The following is a 15,839-nucleotide window of genomic DNA, read 5'->3' as shown; positions in this document are numbered from 1 at the left end:
CAGGGGCGGAAAGTGCGGAAGACACCATTCTTTCAGCGCTCACCGCCCCTGGGAACCCTGCCGAAGGCAGGGTGTGGCTTCACGAATGACGGATCATTGCTCCGAGGCCTGTTCCTCGTCGTCGCTGTCGTCAGAGGCCGGCGCGGGTTTCGGCTGCGGCTCCGGCGCCACCTTGGCGGCAGCTCGGGCCTGCTCGTCGATCCCCTTGAGCGTCTGCTGGTTGGCCTTGCGCACGGCGTCGACGAAGCCGGTGAACGGCAGGTCGGTGATGCCGACCAGGCCGATGTGGCCGTTCTCGCCGTCGAGCAGGCGCCCGCTCACCGGCTGGTCGAGGTACTGGAACCAGTGCGCGCCGACGATGTTCGGCTGTTTCGCCGCCTCGGCGAGGAAACGCTGGTAGGCCTCGCCGCGCTGCTGCTCGTTGTAGACCTCGGCGACGCCGCCCCAGAACGGCCCACGGTCACGGGAGCCGAAGTGGAACTCGGTAATCAGCACCGGCTTGTCCAGGCTGCGCACGTAGTTGGCGTCGAAGCCCTGCTGCGGCAGCGGCACGTACAGGTTGAAGCTGATGACGTCGCAATACTGCGCGCAGGAAGCCAGCGCTTCCGGCGTGCTGACGGCGAAGCGCGGACCGAGCAGCAGGTGATTCGGCGCGTGCCACTTCAACGAGTCTTTCAGGGTCTTGAAATACTGGTCGGCGTACAGGCGCAGGAAGGCGCTGTAATCCTGGGCGATCGCCGGGTGTGCCTCGCTCGGAATCGGCGCCTGGTAGCCCGGCGCATCGAGGTCTTCCCAGGAGCCCAGTTGTACACCCCAGGCTTCGGCCAGTTGCTCATGCTCCTGGTACTTGTCCTTGAGCTGCTTGATGAAGGCGCGCTTGGCCGGGCTGTCGGTGGACAGTTTCAGCGCGCCGAAGGCCAGTGCGTAATGGCCTTGCGCATCGCTACTGCGGCCCGCCCAGGCCAGTTCGTTGTCGGCGTAGTAACCCAGCAGCCAGGCGTCCTCGCGGTGGTCGCGGGCGGCGATGGCGATGGCGCGTTCAGCGGCCATGGCGAAGCGCGGGTCGAACGGGTCGGGCATGGCGCCCCACCAGTCATAACCGGTGCTGACCGTGGCGTAGTCGCCACTGATGGACAGGGGCACGCTGTAGGGCAGGCGCGGATCGTCGGCGAAGGCCGGATCGCTCCAGTCGCCCAGGGTGTTGAAGCCCCAGGAGCCGAGGCGCTGCACGGTGCGCTCACGCCACGCGGCAGCGGCGGCGTCAGCGCTCAGGCCGCCGTCGGCGCGGAAGCGGTTGGCGGCATAGAAGTCGAACCAGCGGCCGTTGCCGAAAGCGCGGCCCTGCTGGGCGCCGACACCGCTGCGGTCGTCACTCTGACCGTAGAAGGCGGCCAGCGGCTCGTCCTCTTTCGGCAGGCCGGTGAACATGTACTCACGGCCCTCCACGTAGGTCTGGCTACTGTCGGCATTCACCGCGTTGACGCCCATGGACCAGAACGAGTGCCCTTCCGGCGTCACCAGCCACCAACGGCCGTTGCGTTTCTCGGTGCGGAAGAAGCCGGTACCCTCGAAGGCAGGGCCATCCAGCAGACCGCCGAAGGCATCGCGACCGGGCGCCGGCTGCCACTTCTTCAGATGCTCGCCTTCGGCCTTCCAGGCACTGGCCAGTTGCTCGGGGCTCTTCACCTTCTCCGGCCAGTCGCTGCGGGTGGACTGGCCGAAGCCATCGACGATGCCGGTGTAGGCCTTGTGGTATTCGTCATTGCCGGCGCGGGTGCCGAAGCGGCCGACGAGGATGTCCTGCGCCGCCTTGGGTGAGGTCAGGAACAGCTTCACCGCGCCGACCTGGCTGCGGTTCAGCTCGCCGCTGACCTTGCTCGCCAGCAGCAGGCGCTGGCCATCCTGGGTGACGGGCATGGGCACGCCGGCACGCATGCCGAAGTCTTCCGGCGCGGTGGCATGCAGGGGAATCACCAGGGTCTGCGCCGGGCCCGGCGGCAGAGCGATGCTCGCGCGCAAGCCGGGGGCACCGGCAACACCTTCCACTTCCACTTCCAGGGTGATGGCCCAGTCCATGGCGTTCTGGATGCGCAGGCTGACGCTGTCTGCCTGGGACCAGTCCCAGCTGCCGCTGGATGGCGCGAGGCGCAGGGTCGGTTGCGGCGCGGGGTTGAAGTTCACCCGCCGGAGGATTTCGCCTTCGGGCGTCGCTTCGGCGGTGGAGCTGGGCAAGTCGGCGTTCTGCGTGGTGACCGTGACCACGGCCATCGGCTTGACGAAATTGAACAGGGTTTCATTGCCGCCAGCCGACCAGGCCGGGGCGCTGGCGATGGCCAGGCTGAGCAGCAGCGGCAGATGCCAACGCATCGATGTCATGGATTCGAATCCTTGCAATACGCCCGCCGGACGGCGGGCGATCGTTTGACAGCCAGTGCGGGAGCTTGCTCCCGCACACTCAAGCTATTTCGCGGCGGAACGGCGGCAATGCGTTAAGAATGGCCTTGCCATAGCGCTGCGTCACCACGCGGCGGTCCAGCAGCGTGATGGTGCCGCGATCCTCCTCGGTGCGCAGCAGGCGACCGCAGGCCTGCACCAGACGCAGCGAGGCATCGGGCACGGCGATCTCCATGAACGGATTGCCGCCGCGTGCCTCGATCCATTCCGACAGCGCCGCTTCCACCGGGTCATCCGGCACGGCGAACGGAATCTTGGCAATCACCACGTGCTCGCAGTAGGCGCCGGGCAGGTCCACACCTTCGGAGAAGCTGGCCAGGCCGAACAGCACGCTCGGCTCGCCGTCGTCGACCCGCGAGCGGTGCTTGTTCAGGGTTTCCTGCTTGGACAGGTTGCCCTGGATCAGCACCCGTTTGCGCCAGTCGCGGTCCAGGCCGTCGAAGACTTCCTGCATCTGCTTGCGCGAGGAGAACAGGATCAGCGAACCGCGCGAGCCTTCGACGATCTCCGGCAACTCGCGAATGATCGCCGCGGTATGGGCAGCGGCATCGCGCGGGTCAGCCTTGAGGTCCGGCACCCGCAGCACGCCGGCGTCGGCATGGTGGAACGGGCTCGGCACCACGGCGGTGACTGCCGCGCGCGGCAGGCCGGCGCGCATGCGATAGCGGTCGAAGGTGCCCAGCGCGGTTAGCGTCGCGGAGGTCACCAGCACGCCGTAGGCCACGTTCCACAGGTTGCGGCGCAGGGTCTCGGCGGCGAGGATCGGGCTGGCGTTGGCCTCGATGTCGTAGAAGGTGCCGCTCTCGGCCAGGGTCAGCCAGCGCGCCATTGGCGGGCTGTCTTCCGGGTCTTCGCAGGTGAAGGCGGTCCACAGTTCCCAGTTGCCCTGGGCGCGCGACAGCAGGCTGCCGAACAGCGGGTACCACTCCTCGGCCTGGTGGCTGGCGACGCCGACGCTGCCCTCCCCGTCCATGGCTTCCTTGAGCAGTTCGGTCAGGCGGGTGAACAGATCGGTGAGCCTGGAGAAGCCCTTCTTCAGCTCGATGCCCATGTCGCGGATATGCTCGGGGATCACCCCACCCTCGAAGCGATGGCGCGGCCGCTCGCGGCCTTCCATGTCCTCGCCGGCGCGGAAGTCGCCAACCTCCTCACAGGCGGTAAACATGAACTGCTGCTGCGTGCGCAGCTCGCGGGCCAGTTCCGGCACCTGTTCGATCAGGCGGCCGAGGTCGCCCGGCAACGGGTTCTGCGCCAGCAGCTTGGTCAGGTTCTTCTCCACCTGGCCCAGCCAGTCGGCGGTGGCGCGCAGGCGAGTGAAGTGGGCGAAGTGGCCGATGGCCTTGTCCGGCAGGTGGTGGCCTTCGTCGAATACGTAGAGCGTTTCGCGCGGATCGGGCAGGATCGCGCCGCCGCCCAGCGCCAGGTCCGCCAGCACCAGGTCATGGTTGGTGACGATCACGTCGACCTTGGTCATGCCTTCGCGCGCCTTGTAGAAGGCGCACTGCTGGAAATTCGGGCAATGGCGGTTGGTGCACTGGCTGTGGTCGGTGGTGACCTGCGCCCACTGCGCGTCCTCGATGGCCTCGGGCCAGGAGTCGCGGTCGCCGTCCCAGCGGTTGCCGGCCAGGCGCTCGATCATCTGGTTGAACAGCTTGCTGGAGGTCTCGTCCACGTCAATGCGGAAGCCTTCCTCCTCGAACAGCTGGGCGGTCGCGCTCTGCGCCTGGCCTTCCTGCAACAGGTGGTCGAGCTTGGACAGGCACAGGTAGCGCCCGCGCCCCTTGGCCAGGGCGAAGCTGAACGACAACCCGGAGTTGCGCAGCAGGTCGGGCAGGTCCTTGTGGACGATCTGCTCCTGCAGGGCGACGGTGGCGGTGGCGACGACCAGACGCTTGCCGGCGGCCTTGGCGCAGGCGATGGCGGCGAGGCTGTAGGCGACGGTCTTGCCGGTGCCGGTGCCGGCTTCCACGGCGACCACGGCGGCATCGCCCAGGCGATGGCCTTCCTCGTCGCTGGCGATGGTCCCCAGGACCTTGGCAACTTCGGCGATCATCAGGCGCTGGCCGTAGCGCGGCTTGAGTTCCTTGGCCTCGAGGAAGCGCGAGTAGGCGCCCTGGATCGTGGCCTTGAGTTCGGTGCTGAGCATGGACTTCCCGGGCCCCGGAGCGTGCCTTGAGGACACATCCGGATGCTGGATAAATTTTCAGTGGTTCGAATCGGCGGCTATGATAGCGCGCTTGACTTCAATCGCCAGCGGAGATCGTCCGAATGACACCCTTTGCCCTTGTCTATGCCCTGCACGTCCTGGCCGCCCTGGTCTGGGTCGGCGGCATGTTCTTCGCCTGGATGGTGCTGCGCCCGGCCGCCGTTGCCGCGCTGGAACCACCGGCCAGGCTGAAGCTGTGGCTCGAGGTGTTTCCGCGCTTCTTCCGCTGGATATGGGCGGCGGTGATCCTGTTGCCGGTGACCGGCGTGGGCATGATGCACCTGAGCTACAGCGGCATGGCCGGCGCGCCGCGCTATGTGCAGGTGATGATGGGGCTGTACGTGGCGATGCTCGCGCTGTTCCTGCGCATCCAGGCGCTGCAACTGCCGGAGCTGCGCCGCGCGGTGCAAGCGCAGGATTGGCCGGCCGGCGGTGCCGCGCTGGGCAAGATCCGCAAGACCGTGGGTTTGAATCTGCTGATCGGCCTGGCGCTGGTGGCTTTCGTCGCCGCGCGCCCGCACTGGTAAGACCCGCACTGGCAAAACGAAAAAGCCCGCCCGGTTGCCGGGCGGGCTTTCTTCAAAGGCAGCGCCTCAGAAGCGCTTTACGTCCAGGCGGCCTTCGCTACCCTTAGCCCCTTCCGCACCGCCCTGGCCTTCCGCGCCGGGCTTCTCGCCCGCCACCGAATAGAGCCAACAGCCCTTCTCGCTGCTGCGCGGCCCGGCCTTGCCAGGCTTTCCGCCAGCGCCGCCAGCGCCGCCTTCCAGGCGCACTCTGACCTTCGCGACATCGAATTGCTCAGGCACTTCCAGGCGCACCACGCCGCCGGATGCTCCAGTCTGGCCATCGGCGCCGTTCTGGCCATCGCCGGCAGATTTTCCGCTGCCCCACAGGCAGCCGGAGGTCTGCGCGCTGCCGCCGTCCAGGCCGTCGTAACCCGGTGCGCCGACACCGCCACGGACGTCGATCAGCAGGTTTTCCACCTGCACGCCCTGCAGGCGAAGCACCAGGTTGCGGCCGCCGCTGGCGGGTTTCTCGAAGCTGCCGGAACTGCCTTGCGCGGCGATCACGCTGCCGTCGGCCAGGTTGCCGTGTTGCACCTCGATCAGCAGTACATCGCTGCCGGGGAACACGCCGATCCGCGCGTTCTTCGCCAGCTCCAACTCGCCGATCTTCAGCTCCTTGACCCGCGACGGGATCAGCAGTGCCCCCTCCGGGCCGACACTGATGCGATCCAGGCTCAGGCTCTCGCCCTTCACCGGCAGGCGCAGCACAGTATTGGCTTCCACCGAGACGGCGCCAGCAGCCGAACAGGCCAGCGGGGCGAACAGCACCAAGCCCAGCAACGACTTACGCATGGGTATCTCCTTCTACTTTTGCGGATGCCGGTTGCTCCGCTGCCGGCTGCGGCAGGGTGGCGAAATGGAAGACGCCGAACAGCAGGATCTGCAGGCGGTCCATGCCCGGATGCGGGCGGCCCAGCAAGCGCTTGCGCAGCGCCAGAACCTCGAGGATGTGGATCAGCAGGATCAGCGCACCCGCCGCATTGAGCAGCAGGGCGAAGGGATGTGCGAAGGGTTGGATCAGGTTGGCCAGCACCGCCAGCCAGAACAACAGGGCAATCAACTTGCCCAGCCCCAACAACGCTTTCATGAAGTGCCCCCGTATTTTTCTTTGCCGGGGAACATACGCCTCTGTCCCGGCCTATGCCAGTGGCAACCGGGAATGACAAAGGGGGCCACGAAAGCCCCCTTTGCACACATCACCCCAGACTTACTCGCGGGTGATCTTGATTTCCACGCGACGGTTCTCGGCGCGGCCTTCCTTGGTCTTGTTGTCCGCGACCGGCTGGCTCTCGCCATAACCGACGACCGACTTGACGCTGCTGGCAGGTACGCCAGAGTCGACCAGGTAGTTGGACACGGCATTGGCGCGACGCTCGGAGAGTTTCTGGTTGTACGCGTCGGTGCCGATGCTGTCGGTGTGTCCACCGATGTTCAGCTCGGTGCTCGCAGCCTCACCCTTCAGGCGGGTAGCGATGGTGTCGAGCTTGTCCTTGTCCTGCGCATCGATCTTCGACGAGTCGAAGGCGAAGTGCAGGTCACGCACCACGATGGTCTCTTCCTTGGGCAGCGGAGCCGGTTCTGGAGCCGGAGCGGGCGGCGGGACCTCAGCCACTTGTTCCTCGGCACCATGCACCCAGCAGTAGGACGCTCCCAGCACACCACCAATCAGGGCCCCCCAGCCAGCCCAGGCGCTGCTTTCGATGGAACCTAAACCTGCGCCACCGACGCCACCAACCACGGCGCAAGTCGGCCAGTCGGACTTCTGCAGCCCTGCGCAACCGGTGAGCAACGTGCTTACCAGCAGCAGGGGTAAAGCGGTCCTTGTGATGCTCATAAAGTTATATCTCCTCTAATGATCGGGTCTTGACCGACAATTACCGAGTAAAGACGTGACTGACAGAATGCGCCAGCACTAGGCCATGCGGGTGTCACACGCTAGTCTTCGTTCATTATTCTTCGTCTTCGATGAGCCCCATGATTTCGACACGCACACCGCAACAAGCCCTCGCCGCCCTGCTCGATCGCTACGCACCGCAGCGCCTGTTGCTGGTGGGCGCCGGTCAGATCCCGGCGGTGGAAGCCTTTCTCGCGGCGCATCCGGATTGCGAGCTGTTTCACGCCGATGCCGGCGCGCTGCCGGCGGAACTGGCCGGCCAGCGCTATGACCTGGCGCTGCTGGCCGACTGCCTGGAGCACCTGCCACGCCGTGAGGCACAGCAACTGGTAGGCGGCATCCGCAATCTCAACAGCAACCGCGTGGCCGTGCTGGTCGACCTCGATGCCGCGCAGGCGCAGGACGCGGACTTCTATGCCCTGGCCATGCAGGCCAGCGAGCGCTTCCAGCGCGACGCCCAGGTGATCACCCTGTTCACCTACGATCTGCACGAATACAAACAGGTCCCGGACTGGCTCAACGCGAAGTTCTGGGCCAACCCGGAAAACTTCGGCAAGTACTGGTGGTGACCATGATCGAACCAACCTGCCCCTGCGGCAGCGGCCGCTCTTTGCCCGAGTGCTGCGGGCGCTTCCATGCCGGTGTCGCGGCGCCCACTGCCGAGGCGCTGATGCGCTCGCGCTACAGCGCCTATGCTCTGGGCCTGGTGGACTACCTGCGCGATACCACCCTGCCCGCCCAGCAACAGGGCCTGGACCTGGGCGCCATCCGCACCTGGAGCCTGGGCAGTACCTGGCTGGGCCTGGAAGTGGTGAGCCATGAAGTGCTCGGCGGACAGCCAGAACATGCACGGGTGACCTTCATTGCGCGCTGGCACGACGCCGGTGGCGAACATAGCCACCGCGAATGCTCCGGATTCGTCCAGCGCGACGGCCGCTGGTACTTCCTCGATCCGACCGTGCCGATGAAGCTTTCGCGCAACGACCCTTGCCCCTGTGGCGCCGGCAGCAAGCTGAAGAAATGCTGCGGTCCCTGGATTGAGTAGGACAGGATCGAGTAAGGCGCGAACTCACCCCACTTGGGGGCGCGCGGTGTCTGGGCTAGAATCCGCGCTTTTTTCCGGGGCGGCGCTGTTTCGCCGCACCGGCTACCCCTGCCGGACCTCGCCATGCTGCTGACCGTTCTCTACATCATCGCCATCACCGCCGAAGCCATGACCGGCGCGCTGTCCGCCGGCCGGCGCAGCATGGACCTGTTCGGCGTAGTGCTGGTGGCGTGCGTCACCGCCCTGGGCGGCGGCTCGGTGCGCGACATGCTGCTGGGCCATTATCCGCTCACCTGGGTACGCCACCCGGAGTACCTGGCGCTCACCGCCGGCGCCGCGCTGTTCACTGTGTTCATCGCCCCGCTGATGCGCCACCTGCGCTCGATGTTCCTCGCGCTGGACGCCGTGGGCCTGGTGGCCTTCACCCTGATCGGCTGCCAGGTCAGCCTGGAGATGGGCCACAGTCTGCTGATCGCGGCGGTCAGCGGGGTGATCACCGGGGTCTTCGGCGGCATTCTGCGGGACATCTTCTGCAACGACGTGCCGCTGATCTTCCGCCGCGAGCTGTACGCCAGCGTCTCCTTCGCCAGCGCCTGGTGCTACCTGATCTGCCTGCAGATCGACCTGCCCAAGGAGCAGTCCATGCTGATCACCCTGTTCGCCGGCTTCCTGTTCCGCATGCTGGCGATCCGCTTTCGCTGGGAAATGCCCAAGTTCGTCTACAAGGACGATCCGCAGCAGGGCGATTGATCAGTCCTGCAGCTTGAGGTGGCTGGTATCCGGCACCGGGCCGCTCGGCTCGGGCTTGGCCTGGCCCATGTCGCTGCCCACCGGAGCCACGCTGAACTGGCTGAGGTCCACGCGCGGCGCCTGGGTATCGGGCTTCTCGTCCTGCAGGTCGGTGCCCACCGGAGCGAGGCCGAAGTCCGGCGCGTCGACATCGGCAAAAGCGGCCATGTACTCGTCACGCGGTGCCACCTTCAGGCGCCCCTGGGGCTCACTGGCAGGCGCTACCGTCGGCGGCCGTGCCGGTGCAGGCTCGGCAGGTGGTGGCGGTGCCAGTTCGATTTCCTCGATCTGCGCATCCATGTCGACCACTTCGACGATCGCGCCGGCGCGTTCCAGTACGCTGCGGTACTTTTCCGCGCCCTCGGCGTCGAGGTTGTTCTTGATCACCATGCGCCGCCCGGAGAACAGAAGCGCGATTCGCTGGGTGTCGGCCTGGAACAGCTTGGCCAGGTTGGCCTTCACCGTTTCCAGTTGCGCACCCGGCACGGTATGCCCCGAGAAGGCGATCTCATAGCGGCTCATCTTCACTCTCCTGTGTTAACCCGCCGGTTACATTCGGCCAGTATGGTGCAGCTTCTTTTAACGTAACAACAACTTGCGGCCGAGCAGGTGCTTGGTACACTGGGGCGTCTTGAGAGGTAGACATGAATTATCAGGCGCAAATGATAAGAATTCTCAGCCTGTTCTGGTTGTTCAGCCTCATCTCTGGCTGCGGCTGGATGGCAGGCGACTTCGAGCAACCCGACGTGAAACTGCAGAAAGTCGACGTCGTGAAAGCTCGTTTGCTGGAGCAGGAATTCGTCCTGCATTTCCGCATCGACAACCCGAATGATTTCAGCCTTCCGGTTCGCGGCCTGGCCTACAAGGTCAAGCTGAACGATATCGACCTGGCCGAAGGCGAGTCGAATAACTGGTTCACAGTGCCGGCCAACGGCCACGAAACCTTCGAAGTCCCCGTGACCACCAACCTCTGGCGGCACATGAAGCGCATCGTCAAGATGCTGGAAGATCCGGACAAGCCGATCCGCTATCGCCTCGACGGCGAAGTGAAGACTGGCCTGCTCTTCGGACAGAGCGTGCACATCGCCCGCAATGGCGAGATAATTCCCGGCGATTTCATCCCCGAGTGAGCGTCACCATGAGCCAGGAACCCCACGTACACGGTCCGAACTGCAACCACGACCACGATCATGACCACCACCATGACCACGGTCACGTGCACGGCCCGCACTGCAACCACAGCCAGGAGCCGGCGCGTAACCCGCTCAAGGATGTGGGCCGCAACGATCCTTGCCCCTGCGGCAGCGGCAGCAAGTACAAGAAGTGCCACGGCGCCTGACCCAGGCCCCGAGCACTGCGAAGAAGGCCCGCCCAGCGCGGGCCTTCTGCTGTTCGGCCCAACTCTTCGTCGGCTGCTGAAAATCCCGCCCCACGCGGCTTGCACAGCTATCCTCGGCTCACTAACGTAGCGCCTTTTCTGCGACCCACTTTGTGCAGGAGCACATCCCCATGGCCCCGCGAGCCTTCCGCCGGCTTCCCAGTTTCGGCCTTGCCGCCACCTTCAGCGCCGCTGTCAGCCTCAGCGGCTGCCAGGGCTGGCTCAACGACCGCTATTCCGACAGCCTGCCGCCAAGCTATGGCGTGCAGCCGATCAAGGGCCTGGCGGACAACGTGTCGATCCGCCGCAACAGCCTGGGGATGCCGCTGATCGAGACCAGCACCTTCCACGACGCGCTGTTCACGCTCGGCTATGTGCACGCCAGTGACCGCATCAGCCAGATGGTCGGCCTGCGCCTGATGGCCCAGGGTCGCCTGTCGGAAATGGTCGGCCCAGGCGCCCTGGAGACCGACCGTTTCATGCGCACGGTGAACCTGAAGAAGGCGGCGGATGCGCTCTATGCCGGCGCCTCGCCGCGCCTCAAGCGCTTCTTCGAGACCTACGCGCGCGGCGTCAACGCCTACCTCTACCGCTACCGCGACAAGCTGCCGATGGACCTGGCCGAATCCGGCTATCGCCCTGAGTACTGGAAGCCGGAAGACTCCGCGCTGGTCTTCAGCCTGCTGAACTTCGGCCTGGCGGTGAACCTGCAGGAAGAGATTGCTTCACTCGTGCTCGCGCAGAAGGTCGGCGCCGACAAACTGCCCTGGCTGACACCGATCTACCCGGACGAAGCCCTGCCCTTCGAGGAAGCCGAGAAGCTCAAGGGCCTGCGCCTGGACGGCAAGATCGCCGGCCTCGATGCACTCGACCGCGCCGCCGGGCAGATCGCCGCCCTGCAGATGATGGGCGTCGCCGCCTCCAACAACTGGGCCATCGCCCCGCAGCGCACGCGCAGCGGCAAGAGCCTCCTGGCCAACGACACCCATCTGCCGCTGTCCATGCCCTCGGTGTGGAACTACGTGCAGATCCGTTCGCCCAAATACAACGCCGCAGGCGTCTCCATCGCCGGCGTGCCGGGCGTGGTCGCCGGCTTCAACGGCAAGCTGGCCTGGGGCATGACCATGGTCATGGGCGACAACCAGGACCTCTTCCTCGAGCAGGTGAAGCGCCAGGGCAGCAAGCTCTACTACCTCGCCGACGGCCAGTGGAAACCGGCCATCGAGCGCAACGAGACCTTCTTCATCAAGGGCCGCAGCCCGGTCCGCGAAGTCATCTACGAGACCCGCCACGGCCCGCTGCTCAACAGCGCCCTGGGCGAGCGCAAGCACGACCTGCAACCGCTGCCGCTGTCCAGCGGCTACGGCATCGCCTACCAGAGCATCCAGGGCGAGACCGACCGCACCCTCGACGCCTTCTTCGACCTGTCCCGGGCGAAGAACGTCGAGCAGGCCTTCGACGCCACCCGCGACGTGCGCGCGATGGCGCTGAACATCGTCTTCGCCGACGAGAAGCACATCGGCTGGCAGGTCACCGGGCGCTTCCCCAACCGCAAGGAAGGCCGCGGCCTGCTGCCCTCCCCCGGCTGGGACGGCCGCTACGACTGGGACGGTTATGCCGACCCGATCCTGCACCCGTCCGACCAGGACCCGGCGCAGGGCTGGCTGGGCACCGCCAACCACCGCAGCGTGCAGCCGGGCTACGGCGCGCAGCTGTCCAGTTCCTGGTACTACCCCGAGCGCTACGAGCGCATCGCCCAGCTCGCTGGCGGCAGCAAGAGCCACGACTACCGCAGCATGATCGCCATGCAGTATGACCAGACCACGCCGTTCGCCGGCAAGCTGCAGTCGATGCTGGATGCGCCGGGCATGGCGCAGCCACTGAAGAAAGCCATCGACGCCCTGCCCGCCGACCAGCGCGCCCGCGCCCGCGAAGCGCTGGACCGGATCATGGCGTTCGACGGCAAGCTCGCGGCCACCTCCGGCGACGCCGCGCTCTACGAAGCCTTCCTGCAGGAAAGCACCAAGCAGATCTTCCTCGACGAACTGGGCCCGGAAGACAGCCCGGCCTGGAAGGCCTTCGTCGAGACCGCCAATCTCTCCTACTCGGCCCAGGCCGACCACCTGCTGGGCCGCGACGACAGCCCGTTCTGGGATGACACCCGCACCCCGCAAAAGGAAGACAAGCCGGCGATCCTCGCCCGCAGCCTGGCCGCCGCCACTGCCTTCTGCGAGCAGAAGCTGGGCAGCGACCGCCACGCCTGGCAGTGGGGCAAACTGCATACCTACGAGTGGGTCAGCGACAGTACCAAGATGGCGCCCAACCTGAGCGCCGGCGACCGCGCCAGCCTGGGCGCGATCAAGGGCTACCTGGACCGCGGCCCCTACCCCGCCGGCGGCGACCACAGCACGCTGAACGTCTCGGCCTACCACTGGGGTCAGGACTTCAATACCTGGCTGATCCCGGCCATGCGCCTGGTCGTCGACTTCGGCCAGAGTGAGCCGATGATCGGCCTCAACAGCAGCGGCCAGTCCGGCAACCCGGCCAGCCCGCACTATGCCGACGGCATCGACGCCTGGCTGAAGGGCAACTACATGAGCTTCCCCTTCCAGTCGCAGAACCTGGAAAAGGTCTACGGCGTGAAACGCCTGACGCTGGTGCCGGAGAAGTGATGATCTGAAAAATATTTCCGGGGACCGGGAACTTGGCTCCCGCCCCGGAATCAGATTTGTCGACTTACTCCATGATCATATTCAGGCACCCTCTGGGTGCCTTTCTTTTTTCCCCGCTGCGTTTCCGCTGCACCTCCCTTCGCAACACCCTTCCCCGGCCGGTCCTCCCTTGCATCCTTTCCCACAGGAGTCATCGCCATGTCCGAATCCCTCATCGTCATCACCGGCGGCCCCGGCGCCGGCAAGAGCACGCTGCTCGACCATTTGCACCAGCATCACGGCCTCAACGTCGTCGAGGAAGGCGGCCGCGCCATCATTCGCGAGCAACTGGCCCGTGGCGGCGATGCACTGCCGTGGGCAAACAGGGAGGCCTACTGCCGGGAAATGTTCGAGCACGCGCTGGCGACCCGCGAGCGGGCGCTCGATGCGGGTGGACTGTGGCTGTTCGATCGCGGCCTGCCGGATGTGCTGGGCTACGCGCGGCTCTGCGGCCTGGCGATTCCCCAAGCGCTGGAAACAGCTGCACGGGAACTGCGCTATGGGTCGACCGTGTTCCTGGCGCCCGCGTGGGAAGCCATCTACCGCAACGACGCTGAGCGCCGGCAAGACTTTGCCGAGGCGCAGCGAACGGCCGCGATCATGAGCGACCTGTACGCAGAATTGGGCTACCGGGTGCTGGAGCTGCCACTCAGCAGCCTGGAAGAGCGGGCGAATTTCATCCTGGCAGAGTGCCCCATGTAGGAGCGAGCTTGCTCGCGAACCGCGCTGGCCGGTCAGCACCGTGCCATTCCGTTCGCGAGCAAGCTCGCTTCTACAGAATCCAAAGCTCGTGGCGGGAAGCAGCCAATAAAAAACCGGGCCTGAGCCCGGTTTTCTGGAGCAACGCCCGATCAGGCCTTGGGCAGGGTAACGCCCATCTGGCCCTGGTACTTGCCACCGCGATCACGGTAGGAAACTTCGCAGGCTTCGTCCGACTGCAGGAACAGCATCTGCGCCACGCCTTCATGGGCGTAGATCTTCGCCGGCAGGTTGGTGGTGTTGGAGAACTCCAGGGTCACGTGGCCTTCCCACTCCGGTTCCAGCGGAGTCACGTTGACGATGATGCCGCAGCGCGCGTAGGTGCTCTTGCCCAGGCAGATGGTCAGCACGTCACGCGGGATGCGGAAGTACTCGACGGTGCGGGCCAGGGCGAAGGAGTTCGGCGGGATCACGCAGACGTCGCTGTTGATGTCCACGAAGCTCTTCTCGTCGAAGTTCTTCGGGTCGACCACGGCCGAGTGGATATTGGTGAACACCTTGAATTCGGCGGCGCAGCGCACGTCGTAGCCGTAGCTGGAGACGCCGTAGGAAATCACCCGGTTGTCATCGGCACCGCGAACCTGGCGCTCGACGAACGGCTCGATCATGCCGTGTTCCTGAGCCATGCGGCGAATCCACTTGTCCGATTTGATGCTCATGGCGGGGTGTCCTGTGCGGCGGTTGAAAAAAGAAGGCGAATCTTACCGGCAGGCGCGCCGCCCGGCAAAGGGGCGCGCCCGGCGGCGTTGTCACAGTTCAGTCGTCGCTGATGGAGATGTTCGGCATGTCCGGCGCAGCCTTCTCGCTCAGGGCGATGCGCGCGCCGACGCAGCGGGCCATTTCCTGGTAGATCATCGCCAGCTGGCTTTCCGGGTCGGCGATCACGGTGGGCTTGCCGCCGTCGGCCTGCATGCGGATGGCCATGGACAGCGGCAGCGACGCCAGCAGCTCGACGCCGTACTGCGCGGCCAGCTTCTCGCCGCCGCCTTCACCGAACAGGTGCTCGGCGTGGCCGCAGTTGGAGCAGATGTGCACGGCCATGTTCTCGACCACGCCCAGCACCGGGATGTTGACCTTGCGGAACATCTCCACGCCTTTCCTGGCATCGAGCAGGGCCAGGTCCTGCGGGGTGGTGACGATCACCGAGCCGGCCACCGGGACTTTCTGCGCCAGGGTCAGCTGGATGTCACCAGTGCCCGGCGGCATGTCGATGACCAGGTAATCCAGGTCGTTCCAGGCGGTCTGGGTGATCAGTTGCAGCAGCGCACCGGAAACCATCGGGCCGCGCCACACCACCGGGGTGTTGTCGTCGGTGAGGAAGGCCATGGACATGACTTCCACGCCGTGGGCTTCCAGCGGGATGAACCACTTCTGGTCGCGGATCTTCGGCCGGGTGCCCTCGGGAATGCCGAACATGATGCCCTGGCTCGGGCCATAGATGTCAGCGTCGAGGATGCCGACCCTGGCGCCTTCGCGGGCCAGCGCCAGCGCGAGGTTGGCGGCGGTAGTGGACTTGCCCACGCCGCCCTTGCCGGAGGCCACGGCGATGATGTTCTTCACGTTGCTCATGCCCGGCACCTGGGCCTGGGCCTTGTGCGCGGCGATGTGGGTTTCCACCTTGACCTGCGCCGAATCGACACCGTCCAGCGCTTCCAGGGCCATCTGCACGGTCTGCGCCAGGCCGTTCTTGAACAGGCCGGCGGCGTAGCCCAGCTCCAGGGTCAGCGAGATGCGCCCACCCTGGATGTCCAGCTCGCGCAGGTAGCCGGCGTCCAGCAGGTTCTGGCCGGTGTGAGGGTCGTTGATCTGGCGGAGAAGGTTTTCCACCGTGGCTCGGTTGGCGGCGCCCATGGGTACTCCCGATGAAAGACTGAGCAGAATGGGCGGGTATCTTACGCCTCTCGCGGCACCGTTGCTCACACTCATCAGCAGCGATTCGGGTTCGCGAGCAAGCTCGCTCCTACAAAAAGCAGGTCCGCGCGGGCTTCAACTGTAGGAGCGAGCTTGCTCGCGAACAGCCCGTGCGCCCAATGGTCG

16 protein-coding genes are annotated in these 15,839 nt (G+C 65.8%); 8 read left to right on the top strand and 8 right to left on the bottom strand.

Features of this window, described 5'->3' with window-relative positions; all coding sequences use genetic code 11:
* Positions 1-93: 93 nt before the first annotated feature.
* Positions 94-2,376, bottom strand: coding sequence for a beta-galactosidase (locus CTR55_RS00935; RefSeq protein ID WP_296283679.1), 2,283 nt, complete (start codon positions 2,374-2,376; stop codon positions 94-96).
* 79 nt (positions 2,377-2,455) lie between these two features.
* Positions 2,456-4,600: an ATP-dependent DNA helicase DinG gene (gene dinG / locus CTR55_RS00930; protein WP_296283678.1), complete on the bottom strand. Its 2,145-nt coding sequence runs from the start codon at positions 4,598-4,600 to the stop codon at positions 2,456-2,458.
* Positions 4,601-4,722: 122 nt separating this feature from the next.
* Here dinG and CTR55_RS00925 point away from each other — a divergent pair, with 122 nt between their 5' ends.
* A complete protein-coding gene (locus CTR55_RS00925; protein ID WP_296283677.1) occupies positions 4,723-5,187 on the top strand; it encodes a CopD family protein in 465 nt (154 codons plus the stop codon).
* A gap of 66 nt (positions 5,188-5,253) precedes the next feature.
* Here the strand turns inward: CTR55_RS00925 and CTR55_RS00920 are convergent, their stop codons facing one another.
* From CTR55_RS00920 to CTR55_RS00910, 3 genes are all read right to left on the bottom strand, one after another.
* On the bottom strand, positions 5,254-6,018 hold the full coding sequence (locus tag CTR55_RS00920) for a collagen-like protein (protein WP_296283676.1): 765 nt from the start codon (positions 6,016-6,018) through the stop codon (positions 5,254-5,256).
* Complete coding sequence (locus CTR55_RS00915; RefSeq protein ID WP_296283675.1) at positions 6,011-6,313, bottom strand: DUF1145 domain-containing protein; 303 nt, start codon at positions 6,311-6,313, stop codon at positions 6,011-6,013. The genes CTR55_RS00920 and CTR55_RS00915 overlap by 8 nt, the downstream gene beginning before the upstream one ends.
* Positions 6,314-6,433: 120 nt before the next feature.
* Complete coding sequence (locus CTR55_RS00910; RefSeq protein WP_296283674.1) at positions 6,434-7,060, bottom strand: OmpA family protein; 627 nt, start codon at positions 7,058-7,060, stop codon at positions 6,434-6,436.
* A 131-nt stretch (positions 7,061-7,191) separates the two neighbouring features.
* Here CTR55_RS00910 and CTR55_RS00905 point away from each other — a divergent pair, with 131 nt between their 5' ends.
* The 3 genes from CTR55_RS00905 to CTR55_RS00895 all read left to right on the top strand — a co-directional run bounded on the left by CTR55_RS00905 (position 7,192) and on the right by CTR55_RS00895 (position 8,915).
* The gene (locus CTR55_RS00905; protein ID WP_296283673.1) at positions 7,192-7,689 is read left to right on the top strand and encodes a DUF6231 family protein; all 498 of its coding nucleotides are present in this window, start codon (positions 7,192-7,194) and stop codon (positions 7,687-7,689) included.
* Positions 7,690-7,691: 2 nt separating this feature from the next.
* On the top strand, positions 7,692-8,165 hold the full coding sequence (locus CTR55_RS00900; RefSeq protein ID WP_296283672.1) for a YchJ family protein: 474 nt from the start codon (positions 7,692-7,694) through the stop codon (positions 8,163-8,165).
* 123 nt (positions 8,166-8,288) lie between these two features.
* Positions 8,289-8,915 (top strand): trimeric intracellular cation channel family protein, encoded by a 627-nt coding sequence (locus tag CTR55_RS00895; protein ID WP_296283671.1) that lies wholly within the window; start codon positions 8,289-8,291, stop codon positions 8,913-8,915.
* Here the strand turns inward: CTR55_RS00895 and CTR55_RS00890 are convergent, their stop codons facing one another.
* Positions 8,916-9,476, bottom strand: coding sequence for a hypothetical protein (locus tag CTR55_RS00890; protein WP_296283670.1), 561 nt, complete (start codon positions 9,474-9,476; stop codon positions 8,916-8,918).
* Between the two features lie 122 nt (positions 9,477-9,598).
* Between CTR55_RS00890 and CTR55_RS00885 the strand changes: the two genes are divergently transcribed.
* The 4 genes from CTR55_RS00885 to CTR55_RS00870 all read left to right on the top strand — a co-directional run bounded on the left by CTR55_RS00885 (position 9,599) and on the right by CTR55_RS00870 (position 13,745).
* Positions 9,599-10,084, top strand: coding sequence for an LEA type 2 family protein (locus CTR55_RS00885; protein WP_296283669.1), 486 nt, complete (start codon positions 9,599-9,601; stop codon positions 10,082-10,084).
* 8 nt (positions 10,085-10,092) lie between these two features.
* The gene (locus CTR55_RS00880) at positions 10,093-10,293 is read left to right on the top strand and encodes an SEC-C metal-binding domain-containing protein (protein WP_045209858.1); all 201 of its coding nucleotides are present in this window, start codon (positions 10,093-10,095) and stop codon (positions 10,291-10,293) included.
* A 170-nt stretch (positions 10,294-10,463) separates the two neighbouring features.
* Positions 10,464-13,004 carry a penicillin acylase family protein gene (locus tag CTR55_RS00875; protein ID WP_296283668.1) on the top strand — a complete coding sequence of 847 codons (2,541 nt, stop codon included), beginning with the start codon at positions 10,464-10,466 and terminating at the stop codon, positions 13,002-13,004.
* 198 nt (positions 13,005-13,202) lie between these two features.
* Positions 13,203-13,745, top strand: a complete 543-nt coding sequence (locus tag CTR55_RS00870) for an ATP-binding protein (protein WP_296283667.1) — start codon at positions 13,203-13,205, stop codon at positions 13,743-13,745.
* 149 nt (positions 13,746-13,894) lie between these two features.
* Here the strand turns inward: CTR55_RS00870 and dcd are convergent, their stop codons facing one another.
* Together dcd and apbC are read right to left on the bottom strand one after the other, a co-directional pair.
* The gene (gene dcd / locus CTR55_RS00865; protein WP_296283666.1) at positions 13,895-14,461 is read right to left on the bottom strand and encodes a dCTP deaminase; all 567 of its coding nucleotides are present in this window, start codon (positions 14,459-14,461) and stop codon (positions 13,895-13,897) included.
* Between the two features lie 97 nt (positions 14,462-14,558).
* Positions 14,559-15,653 (bottom strand): iron-sulfur cluster carrier protein ApbC, encoded by a 1,095-nt coding sequence (gene apbC / locus CTR55_RS00860; protein WP_296283665.1) that lies wholly within the window; start codon positions 15,651-15,653, stop codon positions 14,559-14,561.
* Positions 15,654-15,839: the final 186 nt, after the last annotated feature.

The sequence above is a fragment of the Pseudomonas sp. genome, assembly GCF_002796985.1.
GTDB lineage: Bacteria > Pseudomonadota > Gammaproteobacteria > Pseudomonadales > Pseudomonadaceae > Pseudomonas.
Note: the sequence above shows the minus strand (reverse complement) of the source record. Positions and strands in the feature narration are given on the sequence as shown.